Origin of the sequence: Butyrivibrio sp. DSM 10294, assembly GCF_028539135.1 — a bacterium.
Lineage (GTDB): Bacteria > Bacillota > Clostridia > Lachnospirales > Lachnospiraceae > Butyrivibrio.
Genome location: NZ_JANSWL010000087.1, coordinates 417,887 through 442,533 on the forward strand (window position 1 = coordinate 417,887; position 24,647 = coordinate 442,533).

The 24,647-nt window shown below is 45.8% G+C and carries 15 protein-coding genes; all 15 read right to left on the reverse strand.

From position 1 onward, the window contains the following. Window positions 1–53 precede the first annotated feature (53 nt). The 15 genes from NXH67_RS15670 to NXH67_RS15740 all read right to left on the reverse strand — a co-directional run bounded on the left by NXH67_RS15670 (window position 54) and on the right by NXH67_RS15740 (window position 24,637). Window positions 54–6,920 carry an Ig-like domain-containing protein gene (locus tag NXH67_RS15670; protein ID WP_272797984.1) on the reverse strand — a complete coding sequence of 2,289 codons (6,867 nt, stop codon included), beginning with the start codon at window positions 6,918–6,920 and terminating at the stop codon, window positions 54–56. A gap of 54 nt (window positions 6,921–6,974) precedes the next feature. Beyond that, window positions 6,975–7,592, reverse strand: a complete 618-nt coding sequence (locus NXH67_RS15675) for a superoxide dismutase (RefSeq protein WP_272797985.1) — start codon at window positions 7,590–7,592, stop codon at window positions 6,975–6,977. 195 nt (window positions 7,593–7,787) lie between these two features. Then, on the reverse strand, window positions 7,788–9,008 hold the full coding sequence (locus NXH67_RS15680; protein WP_272797986.1) for a glycosyltransferase: 1,221 nt from the start codon (window positions 9,006–9,008) through the stop codon (window positions 7,788–7,790). Continuing rightward, window positions 9,005–10,546, reverse strand: a complete 1,542-nt coding sequence (locus NXH67_RS15685; protein ID WP_272797987.1) for a hypothetical protein — start codon at window positions 10,544–10,546, stop codon at window positions 9,005–9,007. The genes NXH67_RS15680 and NXH67_RS15685 overlap by 4 nt, the downstream gene beginning before the upstream one ends. A 14-nt stretch (window positions 10,547–10,560) precedes the next feature. After that, window positions 10,561–11,532: a glycosyltransferase family 2 protein gene (locus NXH67_RS15690; RefSeq protein ID WP_272797988.1), complete on the reverse strand. Its 972-nt coding sequence runs from the start codon at window positions 11,530–11,532 to the stop codon at window positions 10,561–10,563. A 46-nt stretch (window positions 11,533–11,578) separates the two neighbouring features. Then, entirely contained in the window at window positions 11,579–13,048 is a 1,470-nt protein-coding gene (locus NXH67_RS15695; protein WP_272797989.1) for a hypothetical protein, read from the reverse strand. Continuing rightward, a complete protein-coding gene (locus NXH67_RS15700; RefSeq protein ID WP_272797990.1) occupies window positions 13,045–14,133 on the reverse strand; it encodes a glycosyltransferase family 4 protein in 1,089 nt (362 codons plus the stop codon). The genes NXH67_RS15695 and NXH67_RS15700 overlap by 4 nt, the downstream gene beginning before the upstream one ends. Before the next feature lies 1 nt (window position 14,134). After that, window positions 14,135–15,127 (reverse strand): glycosyltransferase family 8 protein, encoded by a 993-nt coding sequence (locus tag NXH67_RS15705; RefSeq protein ID WP_272797991.1) that lies wholly within the window; start codon window positions 15,125–15,127, stop codon window positions 14,135–14,137. Then, complete coding sequence (locus NXH67_RS15710) at window positions 15,118–16,068, reverse strand: glycosyltransferase family 8 protein (RefSeq protein ID WP_330676741.1); 951 nt, start codon at window positions 16,066–16,068, stop codon at window positions 15,118–15,120. The genes NXH67_RS15705 and NXH67_RS15710 overlap by 10 nt, the downstream gene beginning before the upstream one ends. Beyond that, window positions 16,065–17,033, reverse strand: coding sequence for a glycosyltransferase family 2 protein (locus tag NXH67_RS15715; protein WP_272797993.1), 969 nt, complete (start codon window positions 17,031–17,033; stop codon window positions 16,065–16,067). The genes NXH67_RS15710 and NXH67_RS15715 overlap by 4 nt, the downstream gene beginning before the upstream one ends. 14 nt (window positions 17,034–17,047) lie before the next feature. After that, window positions 17,048–18,202: a glycosyltransferase 61 family protein gene (locus NXH67_RS15720; RefSeq protein ID WP_272797994.1), complete on the reverse strand. Its 1,155-nt coding sequence runs from the start codon at window positions 18,200–18,202 to the stop codon at window positions 17,048–17,050. 1 nt (window position 18,203) lies between these two features. Next, a complete protein-coding gene (locus NXH67_RS15725; protein WP_022777675.1) occupies window positions 18,204–19,178 on the reverse strand; it encodes a glycosyltransferase family 10 domain-containing protein in 975 nt (324 codons plus the stop codon). Then, window positions 19,175–20,953 (reverse strand): ABC transporter ATP-binding protein, encoded by a 1,779-nt coding sequence (locus NXH67_RS15730; protein ID WP_022777676.1) that lies wholly within the window; start codon window positions 20,951–20,953, stop codon window positions 19,175–19,177. Before NXH67_RS15730 ends, NXH67_RS15725 begins: the two co-directional genes overlap by 4 nt. A 19-nt stretch (window positions 20,954–20,972) precedes the next feature. After that, on the reverse strand, window positions 20,973–22,988 hold the full coding sequence (locus NXH67_RS15735) for a hypothetical protein (RefSeq protein ID WP_022777677.1): 2,016 nt from the start codon (window positions 22,986–22,988) through the stop codon (window positions 20,973–20,975). Between the two features lie 50 nt (window positions 22,989–23,038). After that, window positions 23,039–24,637 carry a hypothetical protein gene (locus tag NXH67_RS15740; RefSeq protein ID WP_272797995.1) on the reverse strand — a complete coding sequence of 533 codons (1,599 nt, stop codon included), beginning with the start codon at window positions 24,635–24,637 and terminating at the stop codon, window positions 23,039–23,041. Window positions 24,638–24,647: the final 10 nt, after the last annotated feature.

Here is a 24,647-nt window from a genome sequence, read left to right on the forward strand (position 1 = left end):
AATACGTCAAAAGGGCGGTTTTATCAACTTTTAACACATACCTCACGAAATCTTCAGCGATTTGACCCCAAAATCTTTTCACCGCTTATCGAAGTATCGGTAAGTTTCAGATTTTGTCCCGAATAATTTCCAAACCATCCTTTGATCCTGCAATGATCAAAGGTGATATCTCTGGCTGTGACATAGGAAGTGTTTTTGGGATCCCTGTGGGTCATGAAGCAGGTATGCTCCGCATCATTCTTGCCCTGATATGCGTTAATGTCAGTATCCTTCACATAGATGGTATCGCAGATAATGAACTCGGATTGTACGTAGCCATCCTGCTTTGGCTTGTTGTTGGGCTCTACATATATGCCGCACTGCGGTGCATGTCCGTGGCTGTCCCTGATGATACAGTTCTCAACCTTGAGTCCTTTTTTGTAATCCGTGTCTGTTCCAAGGTCAACGATGGATATTCCGTTTCTGCAATTAGCAGCGATATCGCAGTTCTGCACGGTAATGTTCCTGCAGCCGATGCTTGCCTTGAAAAGAGCTCTGGTTCCGATGTATATACCATCTCCCCAGTTATCGTGAATGAACATATCGGAAATGGTGACGTTGCAGGCTCCTGCCAGATATATGCCGTGGCCTCCTTCTCCGCCGCTGCCGCTATGCCTTCTTCCTTCTCCCGCTATCTCTCCGCCGGATATGACAACATTGTCAGGAACAACTTCACCATTTCCGTAGTTCAGTTTTTCACCTCTGACGCAGATGACACCATAGTCACTCATTCCGTTGCTCTTAACTTTGAGAATCGCATCGCTGTCCATGATAAGACTGACTCCGGAGAGCATATGGATTCCTGTTGTAAGTTCGCTGGAGCCCTCGTTGGTATTAAAGGCTTCTATATCATAGGTTCCGCCCGGCACATACACAACGGTATAACCCTTGCCGCTTATGCTGTTCTCATGAGCCTTTTTGATTGCTTCGTTGAAGGCCACATTGTCGGTGTTGCCATCCTCGGGTATGGCCTTGTAATCGGTGATGACGTTTATTCCGTTGACATGAGCATTGATCTTGACGGTGCAGCTTGCTTTTTTACCATTGGAGGAAGTAACTGTGATATTCACAGTGCCGGTGGTTACTGCCTTGAGCGCAAGTCCTTCTCCGGGGCCTGTCACTACTTCCGAATTACTTGCAAATGAGCTTCCGTTATCCATCCCGGCCAGTATTCTCTGAACCGATGTAACATCCTTGACTCCGGCAAAAGTGTCTGTATTAAGTACCGCAGTCTCCATCGCTGCGCTGTTACTGATAGTCCAGGTGAAGCTGCAGTTATCTCCAAAGGCTCCCTCCGGAAGTACAACCGGTGTAAGGAAATTGTAGGAAGCAAGAGCACTCTCTGCTGCCGCCGCCTCACTCTCGGCGTCCTCATTCTTAAGTCCCATATAGAACGAAGCCTTATCAATTGTAAGACTTGTAACCGGCTCAAATACCCTGACGGTGAAGCTTGCGGTAAGACCGCTTCCGTCATTGGAAGTTGCGGTGATCTTGCTACTTCCGGCTCCCACTGCAGTTACTTTGCCGCTACTTCTGTTTACTGTAGCAACGCTTGTATCTTCGCTCTTATAGGTAAACTTCTGAATTCCGGATTTGATCTTTTCCTCACCGATAACCAGATAAGCTGTTGCCTTGGGAGTAAAGCTCTTTCCCTTCTGAAGTGTATAGTTAATCCCTGTAAACTCTATGCAGTTGGCATTTCCGTATATCACGACGCTGCAGGTTGCCTTGAAATGAACGCCCTTCTTATTGGCTGCCACTGTCTCTGCAAGGAGTTTGACGGTTTTATTCTTAACTTCCGTATTCTCTTTGGTCCTGATCCTTACTGTATTGCCTCCGGGAAGGTCAAGACTTGTGGTCAGCTGCAGGAGCTCCAGCTCGGTATCTCCGTCCAGGAAACAGATATCCTGTGCATACTCGGAAGGAATGGTCCATACAACTCCTGATTCCTCCGGAGCTGTGGGAGTAAGCCTTGCGGATATCGTTGCATCAGCTCCTCTTCCCATGGTTATTTTGGTCTTTGAGAGAGCTATCTTGCTGACGGCATTATTTGTAACCTTAACCTTACAGGATATGGTCTTAGCCTTGGTAGCACCATAGGGCAGATACCCGGCCTTTAGGGTGATCGTACCCTTACTCTCTGTAGCCACAGCTACCAGGCGACACCTTCCACCTGTAAGTTCTTCGCAGCTCACATAGTCATTATCCTTGAGATTCCAGGTGATCCTGTCTGCCATATCCGTAATGGCTATTGCTTCGCCGTTTTCGTCATAGCCGCCGGTGCAAGGATATCCTTCTACGCTGGCGGGTGTAAACTCAAGAGCTACAACATATTCGCCGCCGGGCTTGATGGAGACATCGCTCACACTAAGAGCCGCTTTTTTGACAGGAACATAGATCCTTACAATTGAGCTGTCATCGTAAGCTGAAGTGACACCTTCTGTCTTGCAGGAAGCACTTACTCTTACGCAGCCGGGCTTAATGGCGGTGAGTTTACCTGTCTTCTCATTTATGACAGCCTTGTCGGTTGCAGAGCCGTCAAGATTGGTAACCTGCCACTTAAGGTCCTTATTAAGCGGCTGGAGCTTCTTATTGCCGCCGTTGAACTTGGCAGTGATCTTAAGAGTCTTATCCACAGCAACCATTCCCTTGCCGGCACTTATCTCAATACTCTGCAAGGGATTCCCCACCTGTACACTGCATTTGGCGGTGGCACTGCCCGCTGTGGCTGTAATAACTGCTTTGCCCTTTCCTCTTGCTGCAAATACAGCTACAGGCCTTCCATCTTCGTTAGTTGTAAGCCGGGTGAACTCAACTACTGCTTCATTGCTGCTACTAAACTGAATCTCTCCGCTACCTGTCGAAGGAAGGATCCTTGTGACCTCTATCTCGAAGTTCTTGCCTTCTCCAACCTTAAGGGAACTGTCTGACAAAACAATTCCCGTTATCTCTTCATTTACCGATACCCTGAAGCTTGCCTCAAGGCCGGTTCCCGCAAGCGCAGCCGTTATAACCGTGGTTCCCGCGCTCTTACCCTTGACGACACCGTCGGAAGATACCGTAGCGACAGCTATATTGGCTGATGTATAGTTCACTGACTTCTCAAAAGAATCCTCAGGAAGAGCTACTGCTGTGACAGTTGTTTCTTTTCCCGATACAACCGTAAGAGTCTCTCCGGCGCTTCCTGTGCTGGAAGCCAACATGGTATCCCCATGCATTATCCTAAACTCGTTGTAATCCCCAACCTTCACGTTGCCCTTGGAAGGATCCTTGACAACCACCTTAACACTGCCGTATACTGCGCCATCTGTGGCAGATGTTGCGTAGATATAGGCATTTCTACCCTCCTCCGGCCACTTGTCGGCATATCCGTCAAGGTCGGTATCCTCTGAATAAATAGCTACGGTCACCTTATTTCCTGTGGAGCCATCAGTTCTTATTCTGCTAAGAAGGTTCCCTCCTTCCTTCTCCATAAAGCCTGCAACCATGTAATCTGAGGTGGTCCAGATGATCTCACCCTCTTTGGCAGTGCTTTCGTCCCCAAGGACTATTCCTGCGGAGAATTCGAGGCTGTAGCCTTCTCTTCCCTCTTTGCTGCCGATATAGAGCACATTCTCGCCTCCGGAAGCATCGTTAGGACCTTCTATCCGAACCATCTTCTGAGTGCTGTCCCACTTGGCATACAGAGTAATGTCCTCTGTGATCTCCATAGGGAAAAGAGCTCTCGTTACAAGGTCACTGTCCACGAACCATCCGCCAAAGACAAAGCCGCTCTTAACAGGTGTTCTCTCAGGAGCCTCTACCACCTCTTTGGGGGTAACGGTCACTGCAGCGATCTTGCTGCCTCCCATGGTATCAAAGGTAACGGTCCTCTTGGCCTCTTCCCACTGAGCATATAGAGTTACGTCGCTCCCCTGAATGCTGCTGAGATTCTTGACAGCTACTCCGTCTCCGATAGACTTACCCTTTCCGTCAGGCCTTGTATTCCAGCCGGCGAAATCCAGTCCGTCTGTATTAATATATTCACATTCGGGAAGATTTTCCTCCCTGTCATACTCACAGATAAGCCCTGTCATGACGCCCTCTGCATTATCGCAGTTGCCGTCAAAGCTGATGCTGTAAGTAATAGGTGTATATCTTGCGATCAGCTGATTATCCGCGAAGTCTTCCCACTCTGTGAAGCTGTAGCCCTTTTTCCCCGGAATCGGAAGACTTACCGGTTCCTGCCCGGGAATTCGCACTGCATAGGTCTTGTCGCAGGTACCGCCGTCGGGATCAAGTTCAATTTTCTCATAGGTCTGCACCGACAGGGTCTCGCAGATCCAGAAATCCTTTCTGACACTTCGAACAGCATAGTTTAGCTCCTCACTTTCGAAGTTGCCACGAAGTGACGTATCAACAAAAGAGTATTCATCTTTATTTGCAGAAGCGGTGATCTTTTTTACCACCAGACCATTTCTTACGATTTCGTATTTCTGAGCGCCTCTGGAGGACTCCCATAAGAGTGTGACGTTGTTGAACCTGTCCACCTTGGCCTGCAGCTCCACAGGAGCCTCAGGATATACCCACACGAAGATGGATTCGCTCTCATCACCGCAGAGGGCTGTAATCATGGTGCTTCCCACTTCATGAGCCGTAACGCGGCCTGTGGCGATATCAACCTCAGCCACCTTGGGATCCGAGGAAAGCCAGATAGTATCATCAGGAAGCTCTGCCTCCTTGGGAATGGACTTAAGGTTAAAGTCGTATTCTTTGCCCATCTCAAGGTCTTCGCAGCCATCTATGGTAAAGCCAAGGAGCCTTGGTTCTACAGTTACATTAAAGCTATTCTGTGCATAGTTGCCATCAGCATCTGCAATGGTGGCTCTTGCGGTTATGGTGGCAGTTCCCTGACCCTTACCGTAGAGATATCCCTTAACTATGCTGACAATGCTGTCATCACTGCTGAAATACTCAAGCTTTTTGCTGGTTGCACTGCTTGGAAGGACGGTCGCCTTGATCCTTCTTGACTCACTGATGCCAAGAACCATATCCTCCATATCTGCGTCAAAAACGATCTCGGTGGGAGCAACTGTATCTTCCAAATCTCCGTCGTTATCCCTGGTATAGGCCTTGATCTTGATGTTAGCGTTGCTCTCCTGCCCAAAGTCTGACCATTCGGCCTCTATATCGGTCTTCAAAAAGCTCTGGCCGGGCTCCGCAGATGTTTCAACCGTGTACCAGGAATTGGCTTCACACTCATAACCAAAATAGCCCTTCCTGGAGTCGTCGGTCTGGTCTTCATATTCCGGCTGCTCCATAAGCTCCACAACAACGGAAAAGACCGTATCCGGCGAAAGTATGACAGGAGTGTCAAGTTTGACTGTGGTAAAACCCGCATAGGTCAGCCTTCCTGTCACGCTGCTGACGAGCTTGCCGCTCTCGGGATTGGTAGCCGCATCCGTTAGATCCGTATAAACAGAAACTATATAATCCGTATCTGCATAGCCGCTGTAGAAGCCCACAGCCTCTAAGGTCTCACCGCCCGCTCCGCCGGGAGCCCTGGAGGTGAAAACATTGGCAGCTTTTTTGGCATAGATGCTCTCAACATCCATACCGCCGTCATATTGATAATTGTTGTCATAATTATCCGCTGACTCAAAATCAAAGGCGTGGACATAATCGTACAGACTTCCCTCATAGTAGGACATCCAGAAATATCCGTCGTATTCCTGACTATCCTCAAGTTCGCCGTTTGTCCAGCTGTTTCTAACAAGCCATGCTCCGTCCTCGGGGGGCTTAACTGAGAAATTCTCCTTTGGGAAATTGTCATCCCATCCAACTACTGAGACAGCGTGGTTGGCACAGTTAACTTCGGGATTGTAGTAGGAATTATACTTGGCATTGTATACTGCATAGTCCGTTCCGCCGCTGAAGGGATTGATGGCGTAGAAGCTGATGCTGACTGCGCCGCATTTTTTGATCAGATTCTTGATGGGCTCTAGGTTGTCACTGCTGTACTCCTGGTCATAGTAGCCCTGTAGATGTGCCATGTCGTCATAGGCAAGGCCTTCGTCGATGATTGTCTCATTAAGCTCCGGACATTCAGAATAGGGCAGAACCTCCTCAGAGGCCGCACCAGTCCAGTTGGCGAGCACATTCTCAGCAAGGAAAACGTTGCCACCAAGATTGAGCATGCCGGTGCCTTTTTCATAGCACCCATTATAATCTCCTCTGGTCCCCCCAAGAGGATCTTCCACTGTTCTGTAGGAAAAATAAGCCAGATGCAGCTTGGAATAGTCGGGGATATAGTCCCATGGAAGGACCCCGTTATTCATCATATTGATCTCTGCCGCTGACAGAGCTGAGAAGGCCCAGCAGGTTCCGTAGTCTCCCTGATCCTGCAACGGCGGAAGATTCGGAGTTACATAATAAGGCTCAAGCTCCTCGTCGGCAGACATAAGTGACGGCCCTGAGAGGTCTTCTCCCTCAAGGCTTCCTATGTGTACCTTATGCCCCAGCTCTCTGTAACCGGTGGCGATGCTCTTTTCTTCTGTTCCCTCCGGGAAGTAGGATGAGATATCACCGATATCCTCATCTTCCGGGGAGCTCTCATCTATCAGAATCTCTTCCTCTATGGCATCAGAAAAAGACTCTTCCGGCAGCACTTCTTCAAGTTCTTCCTGAAAGTCCTCATCTGGAGTGACATCGCTGTCTCCTCCAAAGTCTTCGCCTTGATCTTCTGCTATTTCTGCTACTTCGCCCGTATCTTCTTCCGAGATTTCAATCTCTTCCTCGAGGTCGCCGAAAAGAGCTTCCTCCGAAGATACTGCCAGTGCGCTTGTACCGCTCGTCAGCACCATAGAGGTAGCCAAAAGAAATGATATCAGCCTTCTCTTCATAAAAACCAATCCCCCTCACAAGATAAGTATTTACGATGAAGTTTCTTTTAATGATCAGCCTGTTATTTTGTCATAAAGAGCGGAAACAACGTTCCAGTCGAGTACCTGCCAGAACTCCTTTATATAGTCCGCTCTGAGATTCTTGTATTTCAGATAATATGCGTGCTCCCATACATCCAGTGCAAGGATCGGGATTCTTCCTGTGCCTTCACTGATAGGATTGTCCTGGTTGGGAGATGCGGTAACAAAAAGGTTCCCTTCCTTATCGGCAGAAAGGAATGACCAGCCTGAGCCAAACTGCCCTGCAGCTGCCTTGGAGAGCTGATCTATTACTTCCTCGAGGCTTCCGAAGGTAGCATTTATCTTATCCGCAAGCTTCCCTACAGGAGCCTTCGCAGCACCAGGAGAAAGCGTCATGAAATACAGGTTGTGGTTGTAATAGCCGCCGCCCTGATTGCGGAGCCCTTTTCTCAAGGTCTCATCAGCCACCTTATCAAGGCTTGCCAGGATCTCCTCGACCTCTTTATCTGCCATCCCAGCCTTCTCGGCCAGCTCATTGAAGGTCTTGGTATAGGCAGCATGGTGCTTGCCGTAATGAGTCTCTATCGTGAGCCGATCTATATGCGGCTCAAGACCGTTAACATCGTAAGATAATTTCACCTGTTCAAACATAATTAGGCCCCTTTCTTCTATATGTTTTCTGCCAATAAAAAAAGATATGTGCAGCGCTGAATAATACGGCTACACATATCTATTTTATCATATTATTGAATATTAGTTTCGTCCACAGGCTCCGCAAATGCCTTATTTTACCCAATTTAATAAAAATATAATAAACTTAATACTGCACTGCAGTTTCCGTTTAACTTACGAATACACACTCTCCGTGATCCACTTCGCATATTCATCTGCGTCCATGCGCTGAAGTTCCTTAAGATTATTCCTGTAGCGCTCAAGCACCTCGGGATTGTCCCAGTGGAACTTCATGATGGCTGCCAGGTCCTTGGCATCGCCGGGTTCAAAGAGGCGCCCCGTTACGCCGTCCTGGATAAGCTCCGGGATTCCTCCTATGTTGGCACCGATAACGGGAACTCCCAGCTGCTGGCTCTCCATAACAGAGAAAGGATTGTTCTCATACCACTCGGATGGGTACACGGTAAAAAGTGCACCGCTGATAAGCTTTCTGAGGTCTGCTCCTGTTCTGAAGCCCACATCTGTCGCATAGGGAAGGCTATCTATAGCCTCCTTGTATTTACCCTTGCCGGCAAAAACGAAGTCTACCTCCGGCAGCATATCGCAAGCACTAAGAAGTGTTCCCATGCCCTTTTCCCAGGAATATCTGCCAAAATACAGTACATATACCGGTGGAAGCTTGAGCGTAGGATCCGCTGTTCCCTCCGCCTTCATTGGCTCCACGAAGTTGTGCATAGCCACGGTCTTATCCGCGAATACCGGATTGGTATCCATCTTCCGCTTCATGAACTCTGAGCAGCAGATGATCCTGTCGATATATTTATAGGTTCCCTTGGCATTCCAGAAGGCCGCCTCGGTAGCTCCCACCAGAGATTTTGCCGCAGAGCCGTGAATGCATTTGCCCTTGACGCAGTTGCCGAAATGCCCGCCCAGGCACTTCTCGCAGTTAAGGCGGCTCTCCGGGTTGTTCATCATATGATTAGGGCAAAGAAGCTGATAATCATGGGCTGTAAATACTATTCTGCAGTCCCTGCCCGCCTGCTTCCTCCACTTTACAACCTCGAGAATAACCGACGGTGTCAGCTGGTAGTTGAAATTATTAAGATGCACCACATCAGGCTGAAAATCCTCCAGCACCAGCCTTATCTTCTGCCTTGCCTCTTTGCTGTAGATGGTCTTGATGGGATAGGTCAGCTTGGACAATTTGGAACCACCATGGAAATCCATGTCTGAAGTATAGGCTCCAACGTTATTGGAAACACACCTTCCCTCATGCTCCATACCGAAGTACTGTACCTCATGGCCCTGTCTTACAAGAGCCTCTCCCAGCTTAAAAATATAGGTCTCCGATCCGCCGTTTGGATGGAGGAATTTATTTACCATTAAAATCTTCATTGCGAAACTCCGTATTTCTCACCGTACTGTGCTATCCATTCAGGTCTTGGCATGGACCTGCAGCTGTTTTTGCCGTAAAAAAGCGCAGTCATATAATTATCGATATTCTTGGGATCCTCCACCACAGGCATGTGCATAAGAGGTCCCTGCTCATTGTTGATTCCGGGAACTATGACGTCCGTGACGCCTTCCTCCTCCATGAGTCTTCTCTGAAGCTCGATCTGGTCCTTGTAATCCGCAGCCTGTCCGCTGAGGTAATACTCAAGGCAGACATAATCCGTATATTCCTTAATCCCGTGACGACCAAAATAAGCACACACAAGAATCGCTCCGATCATAATCACATATCCTAAGATGTTGCCGGACTTCCCTGAGGGCTCAAGATTCAAAAGTGCAATAACAAAGCCCATAAGATATATAGCACAAGCCGTAATGCACAGGAAGAACACCCAGAAATTAAAGTTAAAATAACCTGAGGATACCACTCCTCCCGCATAGAGCCTTGGCGCATACATGGCAGCGTTGATCAAAAAAGCTGTCGCAATAAACAGTACCGGATGGAAAAATCGCTTTCTAAACATAGCCTTGTCCCGGCTCTTAAGTTCAAACAGCGCAGGAATAGCAGATATGGCAATGATCAGAACTCCCGCGATAACAAGCGTCTTTTGACAAATGAAACTCTCGTATGCATCAGTAACGGAAAAAGTAATGCTGGCCAGAATTGTAGCCACTGCGCCCCCTGTGGGCTCTGCGCCGTTACCGATATCCGTGGCGCTCCTTACTGCGTTGCCGGGCGCCGCAAAGCTAAGATACAGTCCTATTCCCTCAAGCATAAGAGGGATCACAAGAAGTGCATCCCTCCTTGCCGCCTCTCTCCTGATAACAGCCCTCTCCAGCCACAGTACGAATACAACAATGGGAAGAAGCAGCGCTGCCGGGTAAGTGGCGCCGCCCATAAGAGCAGCTATAACCGACAATCCGATCAGATCCCCTGTCTTACCTCTTTCCAGGAATCTGTCTCCCAGCACTACTCCGATAAGAGCCATGCACATTGGCATCGCATAGTGAACCGAACCGACCCACCAGAAAATTGCTGATTTCTGTGAAGGAACCAGCTGGAAACTGAAAGTCAGAAAAATAAGGGCAGCCTCAAGATAGTACAGGCCCCCAAGTCTCCATTTTTCCTTGATGAAATGATGAGCAAATATCGTATAGGCAATTATCTGCAATATCACGAAAATAAAGGGCACAAGCACATATCCCCTGTCCGAGAACACCTCCGGGTGAAGGCAGAACACGAAGCAGTCAAACCAGGTTCCCTGCCAGGTCTTGTAGGTATATAAAGTGGTGCCTGCCGCAGCCTTCACAGCCGCAAGGACCGACCCTGTAGCCTTGTAAGCAAGGTGCGCTGCTGCCCCGTAGTTGTAATCATCTCCCGCTGCCGCATCGTAAGGTGCCAGCATAAATACCGGGATAAGGCTTGCAACAAGGACCAGTGCCCAAAATATGCATTTAAGTTTAGCTGTGTCTTTTTTCATTGAATAATACCCTTTTACTTCTTCAGGTACAGGCCAATGAGCAGAAGCTTAATACCTCCCATGATCTCCCACTCCTTGGAGAAGCTCCTGATCCTCTTTCTTACTTCTTTTCCGGGAGCACCAAAGAGCTGTTCCCAACCGTATTTACGCAGGAACCCGGATTTAAGCCCGCTCTTTACGTCGATCCTTATCTGGTCATATACCTGGCTTAACATTCTGGAGGTCTGATAGTACTCCCCCTCTCTGCCAAGTCCGTTCTCCGTGGCCTGCTGCCTGATATTCGTTGTGGTGGTCACGAAGTTACCCATCTTCTCATCCCCGATGGAATGAACAACAGAGCCCGGCATCTGATAATAATCATAGAGCTTGTCAGCTACATAGCTGACCCTGCCTGAAAAAGAAATGAACCTGTACCACAACAGCATATCAACAAAGGCCTTCTGATCCTCTGCGTAGCGAAGCCCCTGCTCCATCATGGTGCTGCGTCTTACCAGCTTGTTCCAGGAAAAGCCCTCGATATTGTGCGTCAAAAGAAAGTCTCTCTGAGCGTCGGCGCTTGATACAGCCTTTCTGTCAAGGACAGGCGTAGTCCAGTCCAGCTCCTTTCCCTCTTCATCAACATATCTGAAGGAGCAGCAGGCCATGTCCGATCCATCCTCGCAGATAGCCCCGTACATTTTCTCAATAAAATCCGGATGCATGTAATCATCGCAGTCCATGAAGGTGATGAACTCACCGGTCGCCTCAAGCAGCCCGCAGTTACGGGAATTGGCATGTCCCGTATTCTCCTTGTGAATCACCCTTACTCTATCATCCTTTTTGGCAAAATCATCCAGGATAGCCGGTGTACCGTCCGTTGAGCCATCGTCCATAAGGAGCACCTCCAGATTACGGTAGCTCTGGGCGAGAATGCTGCTAACGCAGCGGTCTATGTACTTTTCAGCGTTGTAGATAGGTACAACGATGCTTATCTTAGTATTTTCCAATGTTTAATACTCCAAATTAATATCACTGACTTTATCTGCACAAACCTTAATAATTTATACCCAGTTCCGCATTTTTGCTCTTGTCATAAACCACAGTGGTTTTGATCTGCTTTTTAATAATACCATGTCTGAACAGCGTGTCGGAAATGGCATCTCCTACGTACTCAGGATAAGGCCAGGTATTGTTCCAGGCTTCGTTGTCCGTCACATGAAGCTCAAGTTCGGACATGCCTTTTTCGTCGGCTTCCTCAAACCGGGCCAGAATATCCTGTCCTGCAGCGTAGGTCTGCTCCCAGGCAAGACCAAATACGTTGTAATCTGCATAGGATTTACAGTAATTAAGGCTCTGGGCTCCAAGAATAAAAGTGAGCACCAGCAAAACCAAGCTTAATCGGCTCTCCTTCATGATATAGGCCAGCATTAACGCCACTGCGGTAAACGCCCAGAAAAAGGCAGATACAAGCACATCACTTCGCTTGATATAACCCTTCCCCGCAACTGCTGCCATAAGTATCAGGTAGATGGTCGTAAGAACCCCCGATGCTATGATAACCGGCATTGCATTCATCTTAAGCTTCTCTCTGACTGCTCTGATGATGGCTATAGCGATTATAACTATGATGATAAGAGCTGCCATCTTGTTTACGGAGCCCATCTTTTTGACAAATCCAAGGATAGCTTCTGACAGCCCTGCCTTGCTCTCCTGCTGCTTAACCGCGGCATTTCTCTGATCCATCGCCTGCACAATAAGAGCAACAAACCACAGAACAAGTCCCGATACATAGAACCAGGTGTTGGACATAAACTTCTTAAGCTCAGTATTGTTAAATTTCTTAGGTAAAAAAGTGATCAGCTTAACGCCACAGAAGGTGGCAAAAATAACGTTGTGAAACATACTCGAGAACACAGACAGATACATTGCAAGTACCAAAGCCGCTGCCCCTGCCGCTCCAACTCTCTTCTGCAGAATATCCGCAGAAATACTGGTTCCGTCCCACTCTTTTTCCATAAGAAACAGAACAAGACCGGCATTTAACAGCGCCGGCAGAATATAGTTAAATACACAGTTGGGATCCTGGGCATAGAAAAGATGCTCATTCCCTGTCCAGTCGTTTTTGAATATCAGAAAATGCAGAAACAAAAAAATCAGAGTTATGGCCCTGCTACTCCACTCCTCCTTATTAACTCGTCTGATAACTCGCTCCAGAAGCATTACATAAACAAGGATCGCACCTGATACAACAAGTGCATAGATAAAGGCCATTGACTTAAGATAATCCTTCAAAAATGGATAAACCACATATGCCCCGATCTCAGAGACAAAGGCAAAAAAAGTCTCGGGAAATACCTTTATTCCATTAAAGCTTCCCGGAATCGGAAGGGGCCTTCTCCAGTAGCTCACATAGGTCCAATCGTCTGCATTAAACAAAATCATGGGATGGGCTATGTAAAAAAATGAAAAGAGCCCTATAAAAATACATAAGTAAAAAGCTATGTTCAAAGCCTTGTTTTTCATACAATACTCTCCAGTCCCTCAATGGATTTCTCAATGGTAAAATCTGCTGCGCGGCGTCTCGAAGCCTTGATAAATTCTGCAGCATCGCTTCCCCCTGTAATTGCGATGGCCTTATTAAGAGCCTCTGCGAGAGCCTTGGGACTTCCCGCCTCAAATAACAGACCATCCTGTCCGTCCGTTATAATCTCCGGAATTCCTCCCACATCAGAGGCCACACAGATAAGCCCCTGAGACATTGCCTCAATTATGGATATACCAAAGGCCTCCTGCCATATCGGAGGATAGACGAAGATCTTCGCCTTATCATAAAAAGGTGCCTTATTAAGCTGAACGCCGTGGAAAGTCACGATGTCCTTAAGACCAAGTGCCTTCGCTTTTTGCTCCAGTTCTACCCTTGCGGGGCCATCTCCCAATATATCAAGATGAATATGGCACAGTTTCTCATCATTAACGAGAATTCCCAGCGCATCTACGAGCACATCCACGCCCTTAACATCGACAAGTCGTCCGATATAGAGAAGATTAGCATTGTCATGCTCCTTTGAGCGCGCTTCATCTTCTATTGCTTTTATTCCGTTATATACAACTTTCACCTTATCCGGCGAAAGCTTAAATTCTTCAACGTAGCTTTTTTTAGTAAACTCAGAAACTGCAATTAGTGCATCGGACGATCGTAAAACTTTGGCCAGAAGCATGTAATGCAACTTGTCCTTGAGCTTATTTCCTGTATAAAAAAATCTGTCCTCAAATGAGCAATGAAGGTATTTAAAATATTTGGGGGCTTTTACAGTTTTATGCAACAGATAATAGAACAAGTAGGTTCCTACTCCCTCATGATGCACTATCACTGCATCATAGCCATTTTTCCTCGCCAGCGCCTTGAGCCGTCCCAGCTTATTTAAAAAAGAGCCTTCCGTTATGTCATAAACCTGAAGTCCTTCACCTCTCATCCTGTCAGCAATTTCGCCCATGCCAAAAAGAAAGCAGAATTCATGCCTCTCTTTACCAAGTAGCCCAATCTGCTCACATAATATCTCTATTCCGCCGGCCCCTCCGCCGGCCAGAAGGTGAAGTACTTTTTTCATATCATCCCCAATTATTTGAAGCCCATTTTTTCTTGCGAAATTCTAATCCTCTGACAGTATAGTAGACGCTTCTAAGAGGTCTCTTGATATAACGCTCCAAAACGCCGCTCATTCCTTCTTTCCTCATAAGCTTGGCAAACCTGGCTCCTTTACCGGTCCTCTTAAGCGGAACGTCCTTGTAAGGAGACTTAAGGTAATACTTGTACCACTCTTCTCCCGCGTAGATATCATAGCTCTTCCAGGGCTTCTCCCCGGTTATGTAATGGATAACCGCTGCATCCTTAACGGCATCCTTCCAGCTTCTGTAGTTAGTTCCAAAAAACTCATTGAACTCAGCCATAGTATAATACTGAGGAATCTGCTCATCTATGTATCTGAAGGGCATACAGTTATATCTGATTGGCAAAAAAGTAATCTGCCCCTTGCAATACTCATTAAAGGTCTGCTGGTCCATAGACCTCCTGTTGCCCAGACTTCTGCGATATGCCAGAAGCTTCTCACTCATATGGTCATCACGCATCTTGCGGGCATTAAAAAGCAGAAATCCCCCATTTATTCTCTCTGTCTTATCCATAATACAGGATGAATGCAGAACCGCTCCAAGATAATTGTCGCCAAGCTCTGCTGTGGAGTATAGATTCCACAGATCCTCCCTGATTATCATATCCGTATCAACATAAAGAACCCTGTCGTACTCTGACAGCTCATCGCATAGTTCAAACTTAAGAAGACATGCCGGAGAAATGCTTGACATCTGTACAATATCATTGAACTTATCAAGAGACTTGGGAATGCAAGTGACCTTACAGTTCTTGTAATCTTCAAACACATCAAATTTCTTGCAATCCTCAATGCTAAAATCACCGCCGAACACATAAATGTCCGCAAAGGTGTCCTCTGCCTTGTTTTCTAGAATTGACGTTATGGTGACAACAGTAGGCATTGAAAAATCCCTGTCACATATAAGAGCAAACGGAAGTCTGTTCATTCCCATTTTCCGACCTTCTTGTTCTTTCTCTCTTTTCGTTCCTTGAGAATGGCAAAGATTCCGCCGATTCCCTTCTTTTTAACTGTGCTTACAAGCTTATCCCATCTGTAGCCCCAGATGCCTCTTAACTTGAACGGAACATTCTTGTATGGAGACAGCTTGTAATACTCATACCACTCCTTTGCCCAGGGTCTGAAGGTATACTTCCAGGGCTTATCTCCGGTGGCATAGTGAATAATAACAGCCTTATTGATCACGTCCTGAGGTCCCTTGTAATCAGAGCTGTAGACCTCATTAAGCCTATCAATCCTGCCTGTTGCCAGCTCTATTACCTTGGGAGGCACGCAGTTATATTTAATATCCTGATACAGATAGTCCTTGCCGGTTACAATGTTATAGGTCTGCTGGTCCATGGATCCTCGGTCTCCAAGGCTCCTTCTTACTTCTCTCATCTTGAGATTGAGCTTCTCATCACGGATTCTTTTAGCATTAAACAGCATGATACCGGCATTGACGTTACCGGTCTCTTCGTCCATGTTGGCGATTTCCTTAACGCCTGCTGCATAATGATTTCCCAGCTCCACATTGTAGAGACTACTAAGGTCGCCTCTTACTATAATGTCTCCGTCAAGATACAGGAGCTTATCGTAGTTAGGCACCAGTTCGCTAACATCAAACTTAAGAAGACAGGCAATTGAAATATGGGCCAGCTGTTTGATATCCCTGTATTCATCAAGGGATGCTCTAACGAGATTGATCGGTGATCCAAAGCTCTTGAGCTCATTGATCTTCTCATAGGAACTCTCCGAGCATTCAGCCATTATGATGTACACATCATATTCCGTCTCCGGAGCCTTGTTTACAAGAAGAGATGTAATTGCCACACAGGTTGGCATTATAAAATTATCGTCACTAATAAATACTGCAGGTATCATACTATCCTTCATTTCCTACGCTTTACCCAGGGCATATAGATGTCCAGCCACAGGGACAGCTTCTTTTTGCTACTGACGGTTGGCGTTCTCTTAACTTCACGGAAGTTTTCCGTCAGCTCTTTTTTTATCTCATCAATATATTTGTCTTTGTCATCAATATCGCAGTTTCTCAGTTTCCCAAGACAGTCTGCCTGGGCCTGGCAAAGAGACAGAAGTGCGTATCCTTGAAGCTCCTTCTCTCCCAGCTCCTCGAAGAACTCATAGCGCTTACGTCTTGCATCCAGTACGTCAAGCCTCTTAAGCGCAAATCCGCTGTGGGTTATACTTCCTTCCCTCTTGGAGCGGTAATAATATACTATCCTATCAGACAGGGCAATCCTCCCGGCCTTCCAGAACAGGCGGTACACCATGTACTCATCCTCATGGATCCTGCCCTCCGGAAACTCCAGATCATCGAAAAGACTCCTGTGAAACAGCTTGGTCATCACAATGCCCCAGCCCTTACGGTACTCACTCATAAGTATCCGACACATCTCTGCGGAAGATAATACCTTGCATCCATCGGAATCGGTAAATCCCTTGATATCTTCCTCTTTGTAAAAATTATTGGAACGGCCCTGTGCCAATAGAACTTTATTATCAACAGCGCATTTATACAGGGTCTCAACATAATCCTTCGCGATCATATCATCGGAATCAATGAACGCCAGGTATTCACCCTTGGCTTCACGTATCCCTGCATTTCTTGCGCCGGACAAGCCCCTGTTCTTCTGATGAATAACCTTTATTCTGTCATCTCTATCAGCCCATTCGTCGCATTTTTCACCTGTTCGGTCTGTAGCTCCATCATCAACAAGGATTATCTCCAGCTTCTCATAGGTCTGGCCGCAGATACTCTCCACGCAGGCATCTATATATTTTTCAACATTATATGACGGAACAATAATCGATATAAGTTCCTGTTGTTTTTCCGACATATTATCACTCACATTCACTTTAATATCTTAACCTTAACAAACTTCTTGATCCATTTAAGCACATAAACCAAATAATGGCGGCAGAAATCCACTGCAGAAGCAGAGCCTGTTCCTATGCCGTTTTCAGCTGCATATTTCTTGAAATACCTGCTGATACACAAAAGTCGCGGTTCTACCAGAAATCCGTTCTTCCTGATTAGTGGCAGATTTCCTGCAGTCGAATAAACATAGTCTGCTGATATATTTTTCATCTCGTTAATCTGAAACTGAAAAACTATCGGCACAATACTCCTGAGGAATACAATCTGCTTGGTCCTTTCCGATGCAAACACCGAATTATGAGAAATTGTGCCCTCCACGGCAGCAAAAACTTCACTGGAATTGACATAATATATCTGTTCAGCCGCTGACAGGTTTTCCGGATAAAAGATCTCAAATCCGTTGTCCTTCATCACTTTTTCTATACTGATCTCACCAATTTCCGCACTGCCTATCCTGGTTCTGGAAAAATAAACCTTGGAAAAAGCTTGTTTACCTGAGCACCTAAACCTTGCTTCCTGCACAGCACGGTCTATCATCGCGTAATATTTGTCCGTATAGTACTTCCCGGGATAAAAAGCCGGCTCAGGCACATATACTTTTTTAAACCGAGTAGGCTTATCGACATAAATTATCCTGTCCTTCGATATGCCAAGGAGTTCAATAAGCTCAAGATAATTGCCGTATAATTCCTTATCTTTCCTGATGAAAACCACAGGAAGCTCGTTTTCAAGCGCATACCACAACCTGGTGATTATATCCACCAGAAAATGTCCCCACTGGGGCCAGAACAATCCTATGTAGATTACTTCCCTATCATTTTCGATCACTTCAGAGGCTTCAATATCATATCTTCCGCCGAATCTTTTTCTGCAGAGATTGGAAACGGTGACACATTTGCCGGCATCCATCAGTGAATAGTCGATGAACCGGTCTTCGCTGTCAATTACTCCGCCAAGACCATAGGTAGCCTTGTCAAGTCCGTGATTGACGGTATCTTTCTGCGGTGTAAGAACAGTAGCGTTTTCTACCGCAGCTACTTGAAGCGGCTCACTTCTCTTGTAACTTACATCCGACAGTCTCTTGTATTCACTTTTAAGCCCTTCCGGCATGTAAAATCTACTCAGCATATTACCTCTTCAACTTTTTGGCTACCTTCTCTCTGCCCTTGTGAAGCTTATACAACATTGTATCTTCAAGACTGATAAGCTCTTTAGCTGCCTTATTACCACTGTCCCAGCCAAGAGGATCCTTGTCGTAATAATCCTTGTTTTCCAGAATTATTCCCCGAAGGAACCTTGCCATATCCTCTTCCCAATTAAGGTTAAAGCCCTCTGCAATAGGATTCTGCCTGAGCATATCCATATACAGCTCGTCGTTAGAGTCAACCTCTGCGACTTTCTTAACCATCTCATCGATTGTCAAGCCGCTGCAGTTGATGAAGGACTTGGGGTTGTATATCTTGTTAACATCATCCGGGCCCCAATAAATAGGAACTGTCCTTGCCTGAAATGCATTGTATATCTTCTCTGAAACCATTCCAGGAGTATTCACATTCTCAAAGGCAATGGTGAACTTATAATCCTTGATAAAATCCAGCTTACCGTGAAACCATTTGCCGTTTCTTGGCTCAATAGCATCCTTCATGTTGTTGAGTACCTTGCCGGGGCAGTCAACATGCTTGTATTCCATCAGTTTCTGACAGAACTGCTTTCTAAGAACAGCGCCTCTTCCGTTGGTCTCATTGGAAAATACAAAGTTACAGAACTTCCTGCCAAGATAATCCGCCTTTTCATCAAATACGGAGAAATCCGCTTCCTTCGGTGCCATGTAGGGCTTGCAAAAATACCTGTCACCAACTGTCATGGGATATTCCGCTATGGCATAATCGCACTCGTTAAAATCAGGAATGACACCCTCTGATGCAAAAAAAATCTTCACGCAGTTCTTGTATTTATAATGCTCCATTCCTGAGCCAAACACTCCGTAAAAAAGATAATCCGGCTCATCGCTGTACTCAAGCTCAATATCATCTCCAAGGAGCTTCTCTAAATACTTTTGCTGCTTGCCGTAGGTATCGACAAACTTAACCTTTACTTTCTTCATAGATCTGCCGCCCGTCGCAGTTTCTGCGATTCCTCTTCAAATACTTTCTTCTTGTCCTTCATGGTAATGACACCGCCGCCCACTTCGTAGATGGCATCACAGTTTCTGATGGTTGTGAGCCTGTGAGCAATGATAACCAGGGTTGTCTTACCCTGAAGATAGTTGATGGATTCCATAACAGCTGCCTCTGTCTCAGAATCAAGAGCCGATGTAGCTTCATCCAGGAACAGAACTGAAGGCCTTGTATAGAGGGCTCTTGCAATTCCGATTCTCTGTCTCTGACCACCGGAGAGCTTAACACCTCTGTCACCCACGACAGTGTCAAGCCCCTTATTAAGGCTTCTAACATATTCGTCCAGCTGTGCTTCCTTGAGCGCAGCCCAGATCCTGTCATCATCCACCTCTTTGTGCCCAAAGGCAACGTTGGCTCTGATGGTATCATCGATAAGATAGATCATCTGAGGTATATATCCCACAGACCTGTGCCATGCATCGTCATTGGCAAATACATCCTTGCCGTCAACCATAACCTTGCCGCTCTGGGGCTCAAGGAGTCCTAACATGATATCTGCAAGAGTGGTCTTGCCTGCGCCGGATTCTCCGATAAGCGCCACAGACTCATTCTTTTTGATGGTCATGCAGGCATCTGTAAATACAGGGTTATCTCCCTCAGGATATTTGAATACAACATGTTCAACCTTGAGAGCATCAGTAAGCTCAAGGGCTGTGGTTCCCTGTCTTGCTGCAACTTCCTTCTTGATCTTGTCAGCCTGAACCAGGTCCTCGTATATTGCATCAACGGAAGCCTTGCCATACATAATGCTGCCCATGTGCTCAGTCATTCTGTTGAAGGCGGGAAGCATACGTATCGCTGCAAGAGCAAAGGCTGAAAGAGTTGCAGCAAAGGCCTTCACGTCCACATTCATGCTCATTCTGATGATGATGGTGATAAGAAGGGCTCCCACTGTAAGCATCTCAGTAATGTATTTAGGGAAATGAGTGTAGAGATTGAATTTCTTGTTGGATCTGATGGACTTATCATATGAAATACTGAAGTTATCCAAAAAGAACTGCTCTCTGTTAAGAACCTTAAGTTCCTTAATGCCTCCAAATGACTGAATAAGCCACTTGTTCAGATCTCCGGAAGCAGCTCTGGCATCCTCACCGGCCTTAACCTGGTTCTTCCTGTATACCTTGAAGATAACAATAAAAGCCACCAGGAATATACCTGCCAAAAGCATCGTTGTTACTGCATCTGTCACAATAAGAAATACCAGCATGCACGCAAAGGTGAACATCTCTACCAGGATACTTACAATTGCCGATATTACATTCAAAAAGCTCACAACATCGCTGTTAACGTTTCTCTGAAGCTCAGGAGCCGCATGCTCAACGTGGAACAGATAGTCCTGGCTGAGGTAACAGTCCATCAGCCTCATGGCAAGGCTCTTCCTGTTCTTGTACACGAAATCCAGCTGAAATTTAAATCTGAACATCAGATACGCATTTTTCACAATGTACAGAATAATAAGTCCTACAGAGAAGTATATTACAAAGGTCTTGATTGTATGCGCATTGAATATATCCGCGAACAATTTGTAATTCTTGTTGGTATCTATCTGTCCCGGATCCAAGATCACATTTACAAGAGGAAGCAGTGCCGATACTCCAAGCAGTTCAAATATTCCGGCAAACAATGCCAGGAACACGTTCAGAACCAGCTCCGCCTTTTGACTTTTATTAAAAATATAATTTACTTTTTTTAATGTATCCATTTATCATTCTCACTATTGTTTAATTAACCAAAACCAATGATACCATACCATCAACCACATTTACACTGTAGAGATGATTGTTGTCCATATCACCGGGATTGGCGAAGAGTTCATCATAGTATCCCTTATAGTCAGGACCCAGATTCTCTATATATACATAATTAAATTTGCCGTTAATCAGCTTATCGGACACTTCCTCAGGAGTTAATCTGTCGCTCATGTATCCGTCAATATACCAGGAGCCTGCGCTTGAGGAAGCCGGAGCCACCTGGAAATAGAAATCGGGATTCAGATTCTCGTTTTCAATATTTGTATCCATAAGATATATCTTATCGCCGTAGTTAAAGGACTGTCCCTCCAGTGCATAGAAATAATGCTCTGTGGGCTTCTCCACCAGGTTAAGCACAATGGAACCGCAGTTGAAGAACAACATAATGGCGAACAACATTACCAGAGTCTTATTGACTCCAAGGTCTCCTCTCGTCCTGTCATGGTCAAGCCACAGCTCTCCCAGAACCACCAGCATCGCCAGAAGATAGGGTCCGAGATAGTTGTCGGAAGCCGCCAGTGTGGGCTGATTCTTGTAAGCCATGAAGGCGATAGCCCCCATAAGCCTGAAGATCTGCATCAGCACATAGCCAACTACCAGGAAGATTACCATATAATCATCAAATTTATTCTTATCTGACATTTCTTCCTTCTTAAGGATAGCAACTCTCCAGAGTATGATGCACAGAAGAAGGAATGCTCCCATGGATATCGGAATTCCGTGGCCTATCTGGGGTACATCGATTTTGATAAGGCCATCGTACCCTGTAAGGTCATGCCCGAGAAAGGTCCTTGCAACATAGGCAAATGCCTCATTCTTAAAAGACTCTTCCACATCCTTGGCCTTGATCAGATAAATACATACCAGTGTATATGCACCCATCAGGGCAGCGATAACTGCTATAGGCTTTTTGGTCTGAAGTTTCCACAAAACAATGCATACTACGATAGCTACTACTATCGCTCCTATAACAACTACCGGACCGGCAGCAAAAAGTTTCCCTGCCATTTTGGCAACAGTGCCTGAGAGACCTCCCGTAACAGTTCCGGTAAAAGTCAGATACAGCTCCCAGGTCAGGTATGCTGCGCCGATAGCTGCAAGATTGGCTCCAATTACAGTCCAGGTCTTCTTAAGGTCAAATTCCTTATGAAGCAGCATCACAGCATAAATTATGATGAGATAGACAATCGCATCTATGATTCCCGTTCTCTTGGACAACACAAGAATAAATACGGAAAATAAGCTTGAACCCAGATAAAAGCCGTCCTTTTTAAGATAATACTGTCTGAAGTATATTAAAGCGACAGCCATAAGAAGATACTGTATATAATCAGGCTGAAACGTTGTATAGCCCACAAACTTATAATTAACATCCCTCAGACAATAAGGAAGAACGGTAATAAACAAAGTTGTGATCAGAATCTTATTTTTTTCTTTAAAAGAAGTAATATGAGCAAATAGCGGAAGAAGCAGGCTCACAGCCATTATCTGCTGCCCCCACATCATGATTCCGGTTGAACAGGAGAGCCATAGCTTTGTACTGAAATAGTCCCACAAGGATACCGCCGGGCAATGGTAAGGAGCCAGGTCCGTCGTCATAGGTACATTTGAGTAGTCATTCAGCATATAGAAGTACTTGATGACTATCGCCCAATGATGTCCCTCATCGGTTCCCTGATTGAATATTCTTCCATAAGCCACAAAAAGAAAGTACACAGATAAAGCGAGAAACACTATAAGTCCCGGCGTAAAAAGATTCTCTTTTATTCGCTCTCTGCTCTTAACACACGTAATAACCGTATATACAGCACATGCTACTGCAAGAACAAGTGACAGTATAATTCCGGGGGTAAATGTAGTTATGATTCCGGAGAAATACAGAAGTGTTATAACCGAAAAAATTGCCGGAGCCACCGTTTCTTCTATTCTCTTGTTAAAAAACAATGCAATTGCAGCTGCTATAGGAAGTGCAACAACTATAGACATTCTCTAATCCTCTCCCATGTAGTTAATTATCCGTCTCTGCCTCCCGCAGATCAGGGCTCAAATCCATCCTTAATATAGATCGATGCTATCTTGAATCCATTGACATAAATTGAATCTATCTCAGTGAAGCCTTCAACGGTATATTCGTTACCAACAACTCCTCTGTAAAAGGCAGCATAATACTCATAGCCATCAGCTCTTACAGCAACCTTCTCTTCTTCCTCATCCTTAAGGACATATTCAAAATATCCGGCTCCCTGGGATCCCATCCAGAAGTAATCCCTGCCGGTAAGCTCAGGATTAACATCTCTTATCTTCTCATAAGCCTGATATTCACTAAGAGTCCAGTAATCTCTGTCGAACTGATCTCCGAAAAGGCTTCCTATCTCATTCAGATAGACATATTCGTAAGGATGATATTTACAGATCCATACAACCTGAGTCAAAAGACCTGCTGCAATAAGTGCCATAGCAGATACCCTAAACAGCTTGCCGCTACCAAGGAGCCTCTTTACCGCCCACAAAAGAACTGTAACAATTGAGGGCATAACAAAATATAAGTGCCTCCACCCATTATATATTGTTGCATGAGTGATTGCCACTGAAAGCCATGGCAGAAATCCCGCAGCAAATGCAAGAATAATATATTTATTGCCGAGTACTATATCATTAAATTTCGTCTTCTTCCTGACGGCTCCTGCCACCGCGATCACAAAAAGCACTACGGCAGCCAGTCCCAATATGATATACCATATCGGAAGTGAAATCAGAAGCCATACAGGTACGTAATACCAGGGAAGCTGATCCTTGGTAAGAGCCTCTCCCATAAATACGATGGTGCCGTTCCATCTTCCATAGTCAAGGAATGTCTTAAACATCCTTACCAACTGCTTAATGGGGCTATGCCAGGTAACCGGAGTAAGAATCACCAGAAGCACAAGGATTCCAAATATCAGCGCAAGGGTCTGGGCTAATGCCTTTTTAACAAACAGTTTCTCTTCACCCTCTCTTTTTTCCCTGATTCCAAATACCCACATATATCCAAGGACCAGAGCAGGAAAAACAGCTCCCATGATCCTTACGTTAACGGACACGGCGCTTACGAGTATGAATAACAGGCAGTGGCGCCATTTAAACCCGTTTTCCACAAGAAGATATACAACAAACAGATTGATCATAAACAGGGACATAAACACCATGTCCTTGATGTTATAGAACTGCTCGGCAAAAAACCTGGGATAGAGAGCCACCATTGCAGTCCCCAGAGCGCCCATAGCCCCGGACTTAAATACCTTGGAAGTAAACAGATAAAAGCAGATATAGCCCAAGCAGCAAAACAAAAACGTATATAAATGCCTTGCAAGAAAAATGCTGCGGATATTGTCTTTGAACAGATACTCAAATACCGCCATGGGAAACTGCGCGGACATTCCGTAATACTTGTCCTTATATTCAAACAATGGTGTGATATTCTCATCTGACTGCCCCGTAACAAGCTCAGTAACATAGTTCATGTTAACCTGAAGGGACTGTCTCTCAGCCCTTTCGTCTCTTGACACACCATAATCAAGCAGAAGAAATCTTCCCACGATTATGTAAATTATGATAACGAGGGGTATCAAGACCCTAAATGCTTTTTCTTTAGTCATGCAAGATCTC

Coding starts and splice junctions, on each gene's coding strand:
- NXH67_RS15700 (WP_272797990.1), bottom strand. CDS start 14,133: ATGAAAAAAGTACTTCACCTTCTGGCCGGCGGAGGGGCCGGCGGAATA.
- NXH67_RS15710 (WP_330676741.1), bottom strand. CDS start 16,068: ATGAAGGATAGTATGATACCTGCAGTATTTATTAGTGACGATAATTTT.
- NXH67_RS15680 (WP_272797986.1), bottom strand. CDS start 9,008: ATGAAGATTTTAATGGTAAATAAATTCCTCCATCCAAACGGCGGATCG.
- NXH67_RS15695 (WP_272797989.1), bottom strand. CDS start 13,048: ATGAAAAACAAGGCTTTGAACATAGCTTTTTACTTATGTATTTTTATA.
- NXH67_RS15740 (WP_272797995.1), bottom strand. CDS start 24,637: ATGACTAAAGAAAAAGCATTTAGGGTCTTGATACCCCTCGTTATCATA.
- NXH67_RS15670 (WP_272797984.1), bottom strand. CDS start 6,920: ATGAAGAGAAGGCTGATATCATTTCTTTTGGCTACCTCTATGGTGCTG.
- NXH67_RS15685 (WP_272797987.1), bottom strand. CDS start 10,546: ATGAAAAAAGACACAGCTAAACTTAAATGCATATTTTGGGCACTGGTC.
- NXH67_RS15705 (WP_272797991.1), bottom strand. CDS start 15,127: ATGGGAATGAACAGACTTCCGTTTGCTCTTATATGTGACAGGGATTTT.
- NXH67_RS15730 (WP_022777676.1), bottom strand. CDS start 20,953: ATGGATACATTAAAAAAAGTAAATTATATTTTTAATAAAAGTCAAAAG.
- NXH67_RS15725 (WP_022777675.1), bottom strand. CDS start 19,178: ATGAAGAAAGTAAAGGTTAAGTTTGTCGATACCTACGGCAAGCAGCAA.
- NXH67_RS15715 (WP_272797993.1), bottom strand. CDS start 17,033: ATGTCGGAAAAACAACAGGAACTTATATCGATTATTGTTCCGTCATAT.
- NXH67_RS15735 (WP_022777677.1), bottom strand. CDS start 22,988: ATGTCTATAGTTGTTGCACTTCCTATAGCAGCTGCAATTGCATTGTTT.
- NXH67_RS15675 (WP_272797985.1), bottom strand. CDS start 7,592: ATGTTTGAACAGGTGAAATTATCTTACGATGTTAACGGTCTTGAGCCG.
- NXH67_RS15720 (WP_272797994.1), bottom strand. CDS start 18,202: ATGCTGAGTAGATTTTACATGCCGGAAGGGCTTAAAAGTGAATACAAG.